Origin of the sequence: Ralstonia sp. GX3-BWBA (assembly GCF_003290055.1) — a bacterium.
In the GTDB taxonomy this organism is placed as follows: Bacteria; Pseudomonadota; Gammaproteobacteria; order Burkholderiales; family Burkholderiaceae; genus Ralstonia; species Ralstonia holmesii.
Genome location: NZ_QMKS01000009.1, coordinates 279,117 through 293,900, shown reverse-complemented (window position 1 = coordinate 293,900; position 14,784 = coordinate 279,117). Strand labels below are relative to the sequence as shown.

At 64.5% G+C, this 14,784-nt stretch carries 10 protein-coding genes and 1 other RNA gene; 7 read left to right on the top strand and 4 right to left on the bottom strand.

The genetic code is table 11. The features are described 5' to 3' along the window. Positions 1-103: 103 nt before the first annotated feature. Together rho and trxA are read right to left on the bottom strand one after the other, a co-directional pair. On the bottom strand, positions 104-1,366 hold the full coding sequence (gene rho / locus DOD19_RS08850; RefSeq protein WP_004626250.1) for a transcription termination factor Rho: 1,263 nt from the start codon (positions 1,364-1,366) through the stop codon (positions 104-106). A gap of 189 nt (positions 1,367-1,555) precedes the next feature. Then, entirely contained in the window at positions 1,556-1,882 is a 327-nt protein-coding gene (gene trxA, locus DOD19_RS08845) for a thioredoxin TrxA (protein WP_004626253.1), read from the bottom strand. A gap of 216 nt (positions 1,883-2,098) precedes the next feature. On the opposite strand from trxA, the gene DOD19_RS08840 reads away from it, so the two are divergent. Both DOD19_RS08840 and DOD19_RS08835 read left to right on the top strand, forming a co-directional pair. Next, positions 2,099-4,942 carry a PD-(D/E)XK nuclease family protein gene (locus tag DOD19_RS08840; protein ID WP_112185162.1) on the top strand — a complete coding sequence of 948 codons (2,844 nt, stop codon included), beginning with the start codon at positions 2,099-2,101 and terminating at the stop codon, positions 4,940-4,942. Beyond that, a complete protein-coding gene (locus DOD19_RS08835) occupies positions 4,939-8,460 on the top strand; it encodes an exodeoxyribonuclease V subunit beta (RefSeq protein WP_112185161.1) in 3,522 nt (1,173 codons plus the stop codon). Before DOD19_RS08840 ends, DOD19_RS08835 begins: the two co-directional genes overlap by 4 nt. Positions 8,461-8,515: 55 nt before the next feature. Here the strand turns inward: DOD19_RS08835 and ffs are convergent. Then, positions 8,516-8,614: signal recognition particle sRNA small type (ffs, locus tag DOD19_RS08830), an RNA gene on the bottom strand. A 126-nt stretch (positions 8,615-8,740) separates the two neighbouring features. Between ffs and DOD19_RS08825 the strand changes: the two genes are divergently transcribed. The 4 genes from DOD19_RS08825 (at position 8,741) to recR (ending at position 12,318) form a co-directional block, all read left to right on the top strand. Further along, on the top strand, positions 8,741-10,942 hold the full coding sequence (locus DOD19_RS08825; protein ID WP_112185159.1) for a DNA polymerase III subunit gamma/tau: 2,202 nt from the start codon (positions 8,741-8,743) through the stop codon (positions 10,940-10,942). Between the two features lie 85 nt (positions 10,943-11,027). Further along, positions 11,028-11,375, top strand: a complete 348-nt coding sequence (locus DOD19_RS08820; protein ID WP_024975986.1) for a YbaB/EbfC family nucleoid-associated protein — start codon at positions 11,028-11,030, stop codon at positions 11,373-11,375. Positions 11,376-11,398: 23 nt separating this feature from the next. After that, positions 11,399-11,698: an antibiotic biosynthesis monooxygenase gene (locus DOD19_RS08815; RefSeq protein WP_112185157.1), complete on the top strand. Its 300-nt coding sequence runs from the start codon at positions 11,399-11,401 to the stop codon at positions 11,696-11,698. Continuing rightward, on the top strand, positions 11,698-12,318 hold the full coding sequence (gene recR / locus DOD19_RS08810) for a recombination mediator RecR (RefSeq protein ID WP_024975984.1): 621 nt from the start codon (positions 11,698-11,700) through the stop codon (positions 12,316-12,318). Before DOD19_RS08815 ends, recR begins: the two co-directional genes overlap by 1 nt. A gap of 17 nt (positions 12,319-12,335) precedes the next feature. On the opposite strand, the gene DOD19_RS08805 is transcribed toward recR, so the two are convergent. Continuing rightward, a complete protein-coding gene (locus DOD19_RS08805) occupies positions 12,336-13,694 on the bottom strand; it encodes a carbohydrate porin (protein ID WP_112185155.1) in 1,359 nt (452 codons plus the stop codon). 164 nt (positions 13,695-13,858) lie between these two features. Between DOD19_RS08805 and DOD19_RS08800 the strand changes: the two genes are divergently transcribed. Then, positions 13,859-14,773 carry a LysR substrate-binding domain-containing protein gene (locus DOD19_RS08800; RefSeq protein ID WP_024975982.1) on the top strand — a complete coding sequence of 305 codons (915 nt, stop codon included), beginning with the start codon at positions 13,859-13,861 and terminating at the stop codon, positions 14,771-14,773. The last annotated feature ends 11 nt before the right edge of the window (positions 14,774-14,784 follow it).

The following is a 14,784-nucleotide window of genomic DNA, read 5'->3' as shown; positions in this document are numbered from 1 at the left end:
TTCACAACTTTGGCGAGAAAATCCGCTGGAAAAACAGGCAGTTGACTCAGCAATAAAAAAGCGCACCACAATGGGTGCGCTTTTCGCTATGCAGGCAGGAGACTTAGCCGCCGCGTCGCATCATGTCGAAGAACTCGGCGTTGTTCTTCGTCGTCTTGAGTTTGTCGAGCAGGAATTCCATTGCCTCGACTTCATCCATGTCATGGATGAACTTACGCAGGATCCACACCTTCTGCAGGATGTCCGGTTTGATCAGCAGTTCTTCGCGGCGCGTGCCTGACTTGTTCAGGTTGATGGCAGGGTAGACGCGCTTCTCAGCCAGGCGGCGTTCCAGGTGCACTTCCATGTTGCCGGTGCCCTTGAATTCTTCGTAGATCACGTCATCCATGCGGCTGCCGGTTTCGATCAGCGCCGTGCCGATGATGGTGAGCGAACCACCTTCTTCCAGGTTACGTGCAGCACCGAAGAAACGCTTCGGACGCTGCAACGCGTTGGCGTCGACACCGCCGGTCAGCACCTTGCCAGAGGTTGGCACCACGGTGTTGTAGGCGCGTGCCAGGCGCGTGATCGAATCCAGCACGATCACCACGTCCTTCTTCAGTTCGACCAGGCGCTTGGCCTTTTCGATGACCATTTCGGCCACCTGCACGTGACGCACGGCAGGCTCGTCGAACGTCGAGGCGACCACTTCACCGCGCACGGTGCGCTGCATTTCGGTCACTTCTTCCGGGCGTTCGTCGATCAGCAGCACGAACAGCTCGGCTTCCGGATGGTTGGTCGCGATGGCGTGCGCAATGTGCTGCAGCATCACGGTCTTGCCCGACTTCGGGCTTGCCACCAGCAGCGCGCGCTGGCCGCGACCAATCGGGGCAATCATGTCGATGATGCGGCCGGTGATGTTCTCTTCGGCCTTGATGTCGCGTTCGAGCGTGAGCGGCTTGTTCGGATGCAGCGGCGTCAGGTTCTCGAACATGATGCGGTTCTTGACCGCCTCGGGAGGCTGCGTGTTGACCTTGTCGACCTTCACCAGCGCGAAGTAGCGCTCGCCATCCTTGGGCGTGCGGACTTCACCTTCGATGGTGTCGCCGGTGTGCAGATTGAATCGGCGGATCTGTGACGGGCTGATATAGATGTCGTCGGTGCTGGCCAGATACGAGGTTTCCGGCGAGCGCAGAAAACCGAAGCCGTCGGGCAGCACTTCAAGTGTGCCGTCACCGAAAATCGTTTCCCCCTGTTTCGCCTTCTTTTTCAGGATCGCAAACATCAATTCCTGTTTGCGCATGCGTTGGGCGTTATCGATCTCCAACTGCCCCGCCATTTCCAGCAATTGGGACACGTGCAAGGATTTCAGTTCTGTCAGATGCATAGACGAAAGATGAGGGAAGGGCCCGAACGGGCGGCGAAACGAGAAACGGGGGGAGGGGGAAAGGTCGAGCGAACGCTCGGAGAAACAGATTGGCTGCAATCTTAGCACAACGCTGGCGAGCTTCCAGGCGGAAGTGCGCCAGCGTGGGTGAGGGGCAACGCGAAGGGTCGCCCTCAGCCGAAAAAGAGCTTACAGATGGCTGTCCAGGAACGCGGTCAGTTGCGACTTGGACAGTGCGCCCACCTTTTGCGCGGCCACAGCGCCGTTCTTGAACAGAATCAGCGTCGGGATGCCGCGAATGCCGAACTTGGCCGGCACGCCCTGGTTCTCATCGACGTTGATCTTGGCGATCTGCACCTTCTCGCCGTAGTCCTTGGAAACTTCGTCCAGGATCGGGGCGATCATTTTGCAGGGACCGCACCATTCGGCCCAGAAATCGACCAGCACGGGTTTGTCGGACTTGAGCACGTCTGCCTCGAAGGACGCGTCGCTCACATACTTGATCTGTTCGCTCATGGCGGGAACCTCTGTTATTTCGTAAAAGCTGGCGACGTGCGCCGAACCCATACATTACACGATTACACGAACCGGCGTGTATTAGGACCACTGTCGGCGCGGATGCTGCTGATATAGTACCCACGCTCTCATTTTCAACCGATTCAACCGTTGATTCTGCCTATCACGCCGATAGCCGCAGGTCTTCGATTCCCGGTATATCGCTTATCCCCACGCATGCAGACGCTTGCCTTCGCGCCTGGCCCAGCATTCCTTTCCCGTGCCGCCGACGCTGCATGGCGCTTTCTGGATGCGCACGCCCAATCCTCGGGTACCGCCACCGTTGTTGTGCCGACAGCCGCGCAGATTCCGGGGGTGCGCAGTGCCCTGCATGCCAGTGCGCAAGCGGCCGGCACGCCGCGTTTGCTTCCGCGCATTCTGACGCTGGGGCATTGGCTGCTCGATTTGCAGCCCGAAGCGGGTGTACCCGCCACGCGCACGCCGCTGTCGCGGCTGCTTGCCGTGCAGCAGGCCCTCAAGACGCAGGCATGGCTGCGTGAAGCCCTCGGCGCGCAGGACGATGCCGCTCTATGGGGCGTGGCGCAGGTGCTCGTGACGGTGTCGGATGAGTTGTCGCAGCGTTGGCTGACGCTGGATGCAGCACACAGTGGCGCAGATGGGCGACCCGACGAGTTGGAGTCGGCATTGGCGGAGGCGTTGGAGCGTATCTACGCACAATTGTCCGAACGTTTTCTCGGTACCGAATCGCGCATCGTGCTGACGTTCTGGCGGTTGCTTTCGGGCGCGGCGGACCCGATTCCAATGCGGTTGCGCGCCATGCGGCGCCTGCTGGACGAACTGCACGGGCCGATCGTATGGATGAGCCCGACCAATCCCGAGACAGTCGATCTGGATTTTCTGCAGCGCGCCGCCGAGCGCGTGCCGGTGCTCAACATCGGCTACGACTGGAATGCGCCTGAAACTGGCGCCCCTTCGGCGCCTTCCACGCACGCGGATTTCCGCGATCTGCTGCTGCACGCCTGGCCCGAATGCGGTACGCCCGCCCAGGCAGCGGATGATGCTGCCGATGCGCAGATTCCCGCACCAACCCTGCGCATTGCCGGCGCTGCGCGCTTTGAGGACGAAGCCGCCTTCGCTGCGCATACGCTGGTCGATTGGTTGAACGACGGACGCCGCTCGTTGGCGTTGGTGGCGCAGGATCGCATCGTCGCGCGGCGTGTTCGCGCGTTGCTGGCGCGGGTGAACGTGCCGGTGCGCGACGAGACTGGCTGGAAGCTCTCCACGACGCGCGCCGCTGCGGCACTTATGCGCTGGGTCGACGTGGTGCAGGGCGACGGCGATACCGCAGCGCTGCTCGATCTCATCAAAAGCCCGTTCTGTTTGCGCGATGCCGACGCCGGCACTGCCACGCCCGCATGGGTTGCCGAACTGGAGCGCCGAGTGCGCCGGCACAACGTTTCTGGTGGCTGGGGACGGTTGCGCCGGCTAGTGGCCGATCGCCCCGCCAATGAAGCCGAGGGCGAAGTCAAGGTTAGCCGCCTGGCCGATCGCCTGGGCGTGCTGGCTGATGAGGCGGCGCTGTGGCGCCGTGCCGGCAGCGCCACGCTCGACGCATGGGTAACGCTGCTGGCAGGCACGCTCGATCGTCTGCATATGCGCACCGGTTTGCAGAACGACGATGCAGGCCGCCAGTTGCTGGATTGGATTGACCGCCTGCGGACCTCCATCCACGGCAGCACCGATGCGGGCGCGCGTTTTTCGCTCACGGAGTGGCGCGCGTTGCTCTCGATGCTGCTTGAGTCCGCCGTCTTCAGCGAGCCTTCACCGCCTGCCGATCGGCGTGTTGTCATCCTGCCGCTGAATGGCGCGCGCATGCGGCGGTTTGATGGCGTTGTGGTGGTGGGTTGCGATGATGCGCAGTTGCCGTCGGCGCAGCCGGAGTGGCTGTTCTTCTCCAACGACGTGCGACGTGAACTCGGTTTGCCCGACCGGGCACAGCGCTTTGCGCAGCAGGCGCGCGACCTGGCCGAAGTGCTGCTCAATCAGCCCGAGGTGGTGTTGACCTGGCAACGTCACGGCGGACGCGGCGAGCCGCATCGCCTTTCCGGCTGGCTCGAACGCTTGCAGCGCCGCTTGGCGGTGAGCGGCGTGCGTATTGATACGTCAGTGACGTTGCCCAGCCTGCAGACCACGAGCCAGCCAACCGACATGCCCGCGCCCGCTGCGCCGACGCTGGTGCCGTCTACGTTAAGTGCAGCCGCTTACAACAGCCTGCGCCGCTGTCCTTACCAGTTCTTCGTCGGTCGCATGCTGCGGTTGGGCGAGCTGGAAGAGGTTTCCGACGAGCTGGAGAAACGCGACATTGGCGAGATCCTGCACGCGATCCTGCATCGCTTTCACCGGCAGTTGCTGGAAGCGCCAATGCACGATCCGGCCGATCGTCAGGGGCTGCTGCAGAGCATTACCGACGAACTGTTTGGCCCGCTGTTGGCCGAGGACGGCAACGCGTTGCGCTTCTATCGGCGCTGGCTCGGTGTGATGCCCTCGTACCTGGCGTGGCAGGCCGCGCGTGAGGCAGATGGCTGGCGCTTTGAGGCGGGTGAAGTCGATGTCGATACGTCCATCACGTTGCCGGACGAGCGTCCGCTGCGCTTGCGCGGCCGTATTGACCGCATTGATGTGCATGACGAACACGGCGTGGCAGTGCTCGATTACAAAACGCAATCGCAAATGGTGCTGGTGCGTCGTGCCAAGACGCCGTTTGAGGATTGCCAACTCCCGTTTTACGGCGTGCTTGATGCGCGCGCAGATTCGGGCGGCTGGGTTTCGCTCGACGGCGAGGCGCGCGGCGACAAGCGCGACGTTGCGTTGCCCGACTTCACGCAAGTCGTTGACTGGTTGATCGAACAGATGCAAAAGGACATGACCGCTCTCGCAGCCGGTGCGCCGCTGCCGGCCTTCGGTGATGAATCGGCGTGCCGCTACTGCGCGGCGCGTGGCCTGTGCCGCAAGGGGTATTGGACCGAAGGTACGCCCCGCGAGCCGGAGGGCGCGGCATGAGCGATCACGCTTACGAACGCGACGGCGCAGCCGTCTCGCCCGAGGCCTTTTCGCGCGCCGCATGCGATCCGCAGCGCTCGGTCGTGGTGGAGGCGTGCGCGGGCAGCGGCAAGACCTGGTTGCTGGTCACTCGCATGTTGCGCTTGCTGCTTGCGGGCGCCGCGCCGTCGGACATTCTCGCCATCACGTTTACGCGCAAGGCCGCCGAAGAGATGCGTCAGCGTTTGCTCGACATCCTCGCGCAACTGGCCGGTGCCGACGATGAGGGTGTCGTGCGCGAGCTGATCGCGCGTACGGTGGATGAGCGCGATGCGCCGGCGCTGATTGAGACCGCGCGTGGGCTGTATGCACGCGTGCTGGAATCGCCATCGCGCATGGCGATCGATACGTTCCACGGCTGGTTTGGGTCGTTGCTGCGCGGGGCGCCGCTGTCGTCTGGCGTGCAGCAGGGCGCGTCGTTGCGTGAAGATGCCGGGCGGCTGCGGCGTGAAGCTTGGGCGCCTTTCTGGCGCGGCTTGCTGGCCGAAGATCATGCTGATTTGCGCGCCGCGTATGAAACGCTTGCCGATCTGGTCGGCGATTTCCAGGCCGGTCGCCTGCTCGATGCAATGTTCCACCAGCGCAGCGACTGGTGGGCGTACAAGACGCAGGCCGGCGGGCGTCCGCTGGATGCATTGGACGCACTGCTTGGCGATGATGCGACGGTCGATCCGTTGATCGAAGCGCTCCAGGATGCGGTGTTTTTGGCCGACATGCTGCGCGTGTCCGGCTGGTTTGGGCAGGGTGGTGCGGCCGAGGGCAAGCGCGCCGTGGCCATCGAGTCGGCGGTGACTGCTGCGCGCGGAACGAATGTGTCGGACGAGGCCGCGCGCGCGCAAGCATTTGATGCGCTCTTCGTCGCCTTCCATACGCAGGCCGGCAAGGCACGCGCCTGCAAGCCGACCAAGGCGCTCATCAAAGCCATCGGCGACGAGCACGCACAAACGCTGGTGACCTTGCACACCACGCTATGCGAAGCGCTGACGACAATTCAGGCGCGCCGGCAGGAAGCCCTCGTGCGCGCCGTCAACGCAGCATTGTTTGCGTTGGGCGACGCACTGATCGATCGCTATCAGGCGTACAAGCGCCAGGCGCGCGCGATGGATTTCACCGATCTCGAATGGGAAGCGGCGCGCCTGATGCAGCAAGAGGACACAGCTGCTTACCTGCAGGTGCGGCTCGACGCGCGCTACAAGCATCTGCTGCTCGACGAGTTTCAAGATACGAACCCCATGCAGTGGCGCATCCTGCAAGGTTGGCTGGCAGGCTACGCGGGCACTGGCACGCAGCCGAGCGTGTTTCTGGTGGGCGATCCTAAGCAATCGATCTACCGTTTCCGGCGCGCCGATGCACGGCTGTTCGACGCTGCGCGTGAAATGCTGGTCGCCGAATTCAACGCGACCGTGCTGCGTACCAATCGCACGCGTCGCAATGCACCGGCCGTGCTGGAGTGGGTCAATGCCGTGTTCCTGCAAGCGCGGGCGCGCGGCGACTATCCCATCTACGCCGAGCAAAGTACCGCCGTGGACGCACCCATTGGGCAGGCGCTGCTGTTGCCGCTGGTGCCGGTGTCCGAAGCCGAGCAGGCAGACGAAGCCGCACCCCGGGATACGCTCACCGAACCGCGCGAAGAGACCGGCGATTCGCAGCGATATGCAGAGGGCCGCCAAGTGGCCGCTTGCCTGCGCGCGTTACACGCCAATGAGCGCATTCGCGAAGGCGGCGTCGAGCGCCCGGTGCGGTGGAGCGATTTCCAGCTGCTCGTCCGCCGCAAACGCTATCTCGCCGATTACGAACGTGCGCTGCGCGATGCCGGCGTGCCGTATCTGAGCCCGCGCCGTGGCGGTCTGCTGGCTACGCTCGAAGCGCTTGATCTGTGCGCGCTGCTTGATTTTCTGATGACGCCGCAGGCCGACTTGTCGCTCGCGCATGTGCTGCGCAGCCCCATCTTCGCCGCCACGGACGACCACCTCATCGCACTGGCGCAGTTTGGCGAAGGCACGGTCGCATTGACTTGGTGGGAGCGGCTGACAGCGCTGGCCGGCCAGGCTGATGCGGCGGACACCTTGCGCCACGCGCATCGCATGCTCTCGCGCTGGCTGGCGGTGGCGCCCACGCTGCCCGTGCACGACTTGCTTGATCACATCGTCTACACCGGCGAACTCAAGCGCCGTTATGCCGAGCGCGCACCGGCCGCAAACCGCGACCAGGTGCTCGCCAACCTGGATGCGTTTTTGAAGCTCGCGCTCGATCTGGACGGCGGCCGCTATCCGAGTCTGCCGAAGTTCATGGCCGAACTGCGCGCCATCCGCCAGGGCGATGAGGATGAAAGCCCTGACGAAGGCACGCAGGGCGACACGGACGCGCCGGATGCTATCGACGCCGAAGTCGCCAGCGAAGGTCTTGATGCCGTACAGATCCTGACCGTGCATGCCTCGAAGGGGCTGGAAGCGCCGTTCGTCGTGCTGCTCGACAGCCACCACAGCGACGCGCGTGTCGATACGGCCGGCATCCTGATCGACTGGCCGCCCGGCGCGCAAGCGCCTGCGCATTTTTCCGCGTTCGGCAAGACGTCCGAGCGCGGCCTTGCGCGCGAGCCTCTTTTCAAGCAAGAAAACGACCTTGCCGAGCGCGAGAACTGGAACCTGCTCTACGTGGCGATGACGCGTGCACGGCAAGCGCTGATCGTGTCCGGCGTCGCAAACAAGCGTGATGCCACGGCGGCCCAATCTGTCGATGAAGGAGATGCGCCTGAGGTGGACGGCACGGCGAGCTGGTACACGCTGCTCGCCGCGGCAGGCGTAGCGTCACCCGCTCCGGTTGTTGACGGCGCAGCCGATTTGGCTGTCAGCGCTGCGGGGCAGGAGGCGGTCTCGTATCACGATTTCCGCGCACCGCTGACTGTGACGGTGCGTGTTGGTGCTGCCGGCGCTGTCGCCGAGGGGGCTGCCGATATCGTTTTTGACCAAGGCGCCGTCGCACAGGGCGAATTGCTGCATGCGGTGCTTGAGCGCCTGACACGCCGGGGCTTGCCCGAACAGGCGCCCGACGCCGAGACGATCGCGCGCTGGTTCAGTGCCACCGGCGTCACGCAAGCCGACGCCACACGCGCCGCCGAAGCCGTGCGCCGGATGCTCTCAGCCGAGACGCTGGCGCATGTCTTCGACCCCGCGCGCTTCGACGTCGCGCATAACGAGATCGAACTTTTTGGCCCCGACGGTGCGCTGTTGCGCATCGATCGCCTGATCGAACGTGGCAACGACGTCCTGGTGGTCGATTACAAGCTGCGCTTGCTGCCGGTCGAACGCGCCGCCTATGCAGATCAGTTGCGCGGCTACGTGGCTGCCGTCACGCCGATGTATCCAGGGCGCACCGTGCGCGCAGGCGTGGCTACCGCACAGGGCGAATGGATCGATCTGGAATCGTTGCCGAAGCCGGTCCAGGCATCATATGACGACAGCCAAGGCGCGTTGTTCTGACGCGAGCGGCACAGACAAAAAACGGGGAGGGGTGATGCGGAGGGGAAAAGAGAAGGGGGACGAGCCTGACCCTCGGCACTGGCGGAAAACGGCTGTGGCTGCTTCGTTCCCGACCTGACCAGGTTGACCGCGCCACCATGCGAGGAGGCCCGTCCGACCGCCATTGTAACCGACTCCCACGTCCCCACCTGAATATCCTTGCAATTCGCTCGGCGCGCATGGCGGTTGACCCCACCGAAACCGCGTCGGAAATCCACCTCGCTTTGCTACAATCCGCCGCATGAGTTATCAAGTGCTCGCCCGCAAGTGGCGCCCTCGCGATTTCACCACGCTGGTCGGTCAGGAACACGTGGTGAAAGCGCTCACGCATGCGCTCGAACAGCAGCGCCTGCACCACGCATACCTGTTCACGGGTACGCGCGGTGTCGGCAAGACGACGCTGTCGCGCATCCTTGCCAAATCGCTCAATTGCGTCGGCGCGGATGGGCAGGGCGGCATCACCGCGCAGCCGTGCGGCGTGTGCCGCGCCTGTACCGAGATCGATGCCGGGCGCTTTGTCGATTACATCGAGATGGATGCCGCCTCCAACCGCGGCGTCGACGAGATGGCGCAGTTGCTGGACCGCGCGGTCTACGCACCAACCAGCGGCCGCTTCAAGGTCTACATGATCGACGAAGTGCACATGCTGACCAACCACGCCTTCAACGCGATGCTGAAGACGCTGGAAGAACCACCCGAGCACGTCAAGTTCATTCTTGCGACGACCGATCCCCAGAAGATTCCGGTGACGGTGCTGTCGCGTTGCCTGCAGTTCAACCTCAAGCAGATGCCGCCGGGGCACATCGTGTCTCACCTGGACCGCATTCTTGGCGAAGAGGGCATCGCTCACGAGCCGAATGCGCTGCGTCTGTTGGCGGCCGCCGCGCAGGGTTCGATGCGCGATGCACTGTCGCTTACCGATCAGGCCATCGCGTACAGCGCTGGCGAGGTGAGTGAGGCTGCCGTGCGCGGCATGCTTGGCGCGATTGATCAAAGCTACCTCGTGCGTCTGCTCGATGCGCTGGCCGACGAGAACGGCGCGGCGCTCATCGAGATTGCCGACGAGATGGCCGGGCGCAGTCTGAGCTTCTCGGGCGCGCTGCAGGATCTTGCATCCCTGCTGCAGAAGATTGCGCTGGCGCAGGTCGTGCCCGCCGCTGTGCAGGGCGACTGGCCCGAGGCCGACGATGTACGTCGCCTTGCGGAGCGGTTCGACGCGCAGGCGGTGCAACTGTTCTACCAGTTTGCCAACCTGGGCCGGAACGAACTGGCGCTGGCGCCGGATGAGTACGCCGGCTTCACGATGACGCTGCTGCGCATGCTGGCGTTCCAGCCCGGACAGTCGGGTGGGGACGCGCCGCCGCCTTCGGGCGGTGGCGGCGGGAAGCGGGCGATGCCGCTGGCGGTAACGCCGGCCGGATCGACGCGTCCAGCGGTCACGGCGACTACGCCTGTGGCGGCACCGGTTGCTGAGGTTGCGCCGGTGGCGATGCGTCCGGAGCCGGTGGTCGAGGCGCCGCGTGCGACTTACCAGGCGACTCCGCCTGCGCCAGCGCCCGTTGAAGAGGCTGTGCAGACGCCGGCTGCGGCGCCAGCACGTCGCTCGCCGGCAATGGAAGCGTTGGCCGCTGCGCGTCAGGCGTCAAGCCGTGGCCGCGGTGGTGCTTCCGCGCCCGCTGCTACACCGGTAGCCGCGCCTGCGCCAGCGGCTCGTCCTGCTGCTCCTGTTGCTCCCGTCGCGGGCCCGCGTCCGAATCCGGCCGCGGCAGCGGCCTCTCCGCCGCAGCGCCGTGAGCAGCCGGTTGCAGTTGCCACGCCCGCCGATGATGGCCCGCCGCCCTGGGATGAAATGCCGGGCGAATTTGCTTCGCCGTCGCTTGAAGAGATGGACGCGGCCTTTGCCGGTTGGGATTCCGCTTCGAGCGGGCGCCCCGGCGCGTCTGAACCGGCAACACGTCCTGCACAGATCGAGGCGTCGGCAGCTGCACCCGTGACGGCCAAGACGGTCGCCCCGGAGCCGCTAGCCGCTGCTACGCCGCCGGATCTGAGCGCCAGCGGTCTTACCACGTTCGACGGCAATTGGCCGGCGCTGGCAGCGAGCCTGCCGATCCGCGGTCTGGCCCAACAGCTGGCTTACCAGAGCGAGTTGGCAGCCGTGGAAGGCGTCACGGTGCGCCTTCGCGTGCCGCTGCCCCCCCTCACCGATGCCAACGTCGTCGAGCGTCTGGAGGCGGCACTGACGGAACACTTCGGCACGCCCGTTCGCGTGGCGTGCGATATCGGACCCGCACGCGCTACCGCGGCGGCTGTCGATGCCGAGCAGCGCGCCGAGCGCCAACGCAATGCCGAAGATGCCATCGCCGCCAACCCGTTTGTGCAGGCGCTGGTCCGGGACTTTGCCGCGCAGGTCGTCCCCGGTTCGATCCAACCGCACGCGCACTGAATCGCATTCCAAGACTAAACATTGAACACCGGCGCGCACCGCTGAGCGGCGCGTCTTGCATGACCCATTTCAAGGAGCAACGACCATGATGAAAGGCCAGATCGCCGGGCTGATGAAGCAGGCCCAGCAGATGCAGGAAAACATGAAGAAAGCGCAGGAGCAACTCGCTCTGATCGAGGTGGAAGGCGTGTCCGGCGCTGGCCTCGTGAAGGTGGTGATGACCTGCAAGAACGACGTGAAGCGCGTGTCGATCGACCCGAGCCTGCTGGCCGAAGGCGAAGACAAGGATCTGCTGGAGGACCTGATCGCCGCCGCGTTCAATGACGCCGTGCGCAAGGCAGAGGCCACCGCGCAAGAAAAGATGGGTTCCCTCACTTCCGGCCTGGGCGGCATGGCCAGCATGCTGCCGCCTGGCTTCAAGCTGCCGTTCTAAACGACGCTCATCAGGATCGCGCCATGGTGCTGGAATCCGCGCTGCTGCACGTCAGGCTCGGCCAGGAAGCTGCCTTCGAGGCGGCCTTCGGCGAGGCTCGCCACATCATCGGTGCGATGCGGGGCTTCGTTTCGCTGTCGCTGTCGCGCTGCATGGAGAAGACCAGCGATTACCTGCTGCTGGTGCAGTGGCAGACGCTGGAAGACCACACCATCGGCTTTCGGCAGTCGCCCGAGTACCAGCGGTGGCGAGCGCTGCTGCATCATTTCTATGACCCGATGCCGGAAGTGCTGCACCACACGACGGTTCTGGAGCATGCGTGATGCGTAACGCTCCAGGCACGCCGTCGGCGCTGCAGATGCTGGTTGAAGCCTTGCGTGTGCTGCCGGGTGTCGGCCCCAAGTCGGCCCAGCGGATGGCGTATCACCTGATGCAGCATGACCGCGAGGGCGCTGCGCAACTGGCGCAGGCGCTGTCCGAGGCGACGGAATCGATCCAGCATTGCAGCCGGTGCAATACCTTCACCGAGCAGGAAATCTGCGAAACCTGCCTGGATGCGCGTCGCGATGCGTCGGTGCTGTGCGTGGTGGAAACGCCAGCCGATCAGATGATGATCGAGCAGACGCTGACCTATCGCGGCCAGTATTTTGTGCTGATGGGGCGGCTCTCGCCGCTGGACAACATCGGCCCGAAAGAGATTCACCTCGAACGCTTACTGGCCCGCGCCACTGACCCTGCGCTGGGTGGGCCCTGCGCTGAGGTCATCCTTGCTACCAACTTCACCAGCGAAGGCGAGGCGACTGCCCACTACATCGGCGAGATGTTGAAGGCGCGCGGCATCAAGGCGACGCGTCTGGCGCGTGGTGTGCCGGTGGGCGGCGAGCTGGAATATGTGGACGCGGGCACCATTGCTCGCGCGGTGCTGGATCGGCGCCAGCTCTGAGCTGGCACAAACGAACCTCAGAATTCGGTATGCAGGCGCGTACCGAAGAACACCGCAGGGCCGCGATCGGCGTTGTAGCCGGGGTTGCGGATCCATTGCGCGTCGGCGCTGATCCACAAGTGCTTGGTCGCCTGGAAGCTATAGAACGCCTCGACGATCTGCTCGGGCGCATAGTTCAGCTTGCCGTCCCCTAAGAATACGCCCAGGCCGCCTTGCTGCAGGTAGCGGCGGTGATCCGGCGACAGCATGTTGATGGCGGCCGCGAGCCCGACCGTGTCATCCGAGCGGCCCCACTTGCTGCCCTTGACCAGCGTGCCAAACGACACTGAGCGGTCGATTTCCGTAAAGGCGTAGGTTTCCGTCTTGCCATCCGCCCACGATGCGCGTGCGAAGACGCCAATGTCATCGTTGATCTGCTGTTCGCCGCCAATGCCGATCCCCACCTTGGTGTTGTCGCGTCGCGCGAGGCTGATGTCCGGTGCGCTGCCCGTCGACTGGCCAACGGCGAGGGCATCGTCGTAGCGCGCCATGTCGGTCCTGTTGCGGAAGAGCATGACGCGCAGCTTGCCGGGCTGGCCGGCGAGTGTGTGACTGCGCTCCACTTCAAACACGTCGCCGTAGTGGCGGCCGATACGCGTGTCCAGCGGCAGGCCGTTGGATTCTTCCGGCTGGATGAAACGGCCAATGCGGTAGGCCCAATCGCCGTCGTAATACTCGAGGGCGGCGCCCCAGGTGTAGCCGCGCGCATCGGCGGCGTAGTCGAACGCGCCGTGCGTGAGGAACGACCAGTTCAGGAACTGCGTGCGCGGGTCATGCGAGTAGGTCACGCCGTCGAATACGTCCAGCACCGAGAAGTTGCCTGCCGTGAACACCAGGCGACGCTTGTCGACCTGGCCGGCAAACTGGTTCATCTCGGCTTCCCGGTCTTCGGTGCCACCGCCTAGCCCGACCGTCTGGCGGAAGAAGGCGCGTGCGCGGTAGAGCGTCGGGTTTGGGCCGGCGGTCTTGGCCAGCTCGCCATTGGTGAATCCGGCCAGGCCATGCAGACCCGAGAAAGGCTGGCCGAGCGCCATTTCCGGATTGATGTGCACTTCAGCGCCTTGCCACAGGCGCATGCCCAGATCGAGCGTCGTCGTGACCGAATAGCTTGTGGTCGATTTGGCTGACAGGCTGTTCGGCCCGCTGTACGGCGAGTGGAACGACAGGTCGTGCTGCCACACGTAGGTCGCCTGGCCATGCACGGCAAAGCGGTCGGGATCGTTGATCGCCCAACTGGCGGTGTCGCCTGTGCTGCTTTGGGTTGCCAAGGCATGGCCGGCGCTCAAGGAGAGGGCGCACAGGGCGGTCAAGCGGGCAAGACGGAACGGAAGCAACATGGCAGCAAGCAGAGAGAACGCCGTTAGAATCCCTTTTTCGGATCCGGGAACGGCAAAAGTCCGCCATGTTAAACGTGGGCGGGTGACGGCCGGATGAAACACGCACGGAACGTGCCACGATGTCACATCCGATGTTGTGTATTTCCCACCTTCAGCTTTCCACGATGAATCTCGCCCGCTTCGATCTTGTCACCCTCGGCTTGTTCGTGGCGGTGGCCCGGCTTGGCAGCATCTCGGCCGGGGCACGCCAATCACACCTGGCTGTAGCTGCGGCAAGCAAGCGGATTTCCGATCTGGAAGCAGCCGTGGGCGCGCCGTTGCTCTATCGGCATGCCGCCGGCGTGGAGCTGACCGAGGCCGGCCAGGCGTGCTTCCGCCATGCTGTGGGCATCCTGCAGGACGTCGAGCGTATGGCCGGTGCGCTATCGGACTTTGCCGCCGGCACGCGCGGGCTGGTGCGCGTGTGGGCCAACACCTCATCGATTACGCAATTCCTGGCCGACGACCTGGCCGCCTTCATGCTGGCCAATCCGGCCATCCGCATCGCGCTGGAAGAGCAGGACAGCGGCGATATCGTTGCCGCGCTGCGTGAAAATCGGGCAGACCTTGGCATCTTCGCGGCCGGTACGCCGTGCGATGGGCTGCAATCGTTCGACTATCGCGAGGACGATCTCGCCTTGGTTACGCCGCGCGGGCATCCATTGGCCGGGCGCAAGCAGGTCCACTTCGCCGACGCCGTAGATTTCGATTTCGTCAGCCTTCCGCCGGGCACCTCGCTGGCTGCGCAACTGGTCGACGAAAGCCTGCGCTTGGGCAAGCCGCTGCGGCTGCGCATCCAGGTGCGCAGCTTCGAAGCCGTCTGCCGCATGGTGGCTTCCGGCCTGGGCGTGGGCGTGTTGCCGCGCATCGCGGCACAAGGGCATGTATCGAGCCTGCCGGGTGCGGGTCTAGCACTGGTGTCGCTGCAAGACGAATGGGCGCATCGCCGCCTGTTGGTCGGCGTGCGCGATCCCGACGCGCTGACCAGCTCCGCGCGCCTGTTGATGACGTATCTGCTTGGCAACCCCGCTGCACTCTGAATTCAACGCTT

Coding starts and splice junctions, on each gene's coding strand:
- rho (WP_004626250.1), bottom strand. CDS start 1,366: ATGCATCTGACAGAACTGAAATCCTTGCACGTGTCCCAATTGCTGGAA.
- trxA (WP_004626253.1), bottom strand. CDS start 1,882: ATGAGCGAACAGATCAAGTATGTGAGCGACGCGTCCTTCGAGGCAGAC.
- DOD19_RS08840 (WP_112185162.1), top strand. CDS start 2,099: ATGCAGACGCTTGCCTTCGCGCCTGGCCCAGCATTCCTTTCCCGTGCC.
- DOD19_RS08835 (WP_112185161.1), top strand. CDS start 4,939: ATGAGCGATCACGCTTACGAACGCGACGGCGCAGCCGTCTCGCCCGAG.
- DOD19_RS08825 (WP_112185159.1), top strand. CDS start 8,741: ATGAGTTATCAAGTGCTCGCCCGCAAGTGGCGCCCTCGCGATTTCACC.
- DOD19_RS08820 (WP_024975986.1), top strand. CDS start 11,028: ATGATGAAAGGCCAGATCGCCGGGCTGATGAAGCAGGCCCAGCAGATG.
- DOD19_RS08815 (WP_112185157.1), top strand. CDS start 11,399: ATGGTGCTGGAATCCGCGCTGCTGCACGTCAGGCTCGGCCAGGAAGCT.
- recR (WP_024975984.1), top strand. CDS start 11,698: ATGCGTAACGCTCCAGGCACGCCGTCGGCGCTGCAGATGCTGGTTGAA.
- DOD19_RS08805 (WP_112185155.1), bottom strand. CDS start 13,694: ATGTTGCTTCCGTTCCGTCTTGCCCGCTTGACCGCCCTGTGCGCCCTC.
- DOD19_RS08800 (WP_024975982.1), top strand. CDS start 13,859: ATGAATCTCGCCCGCTTCGATCTTGTCACCCTCGGCTTGTTCGTGGCG.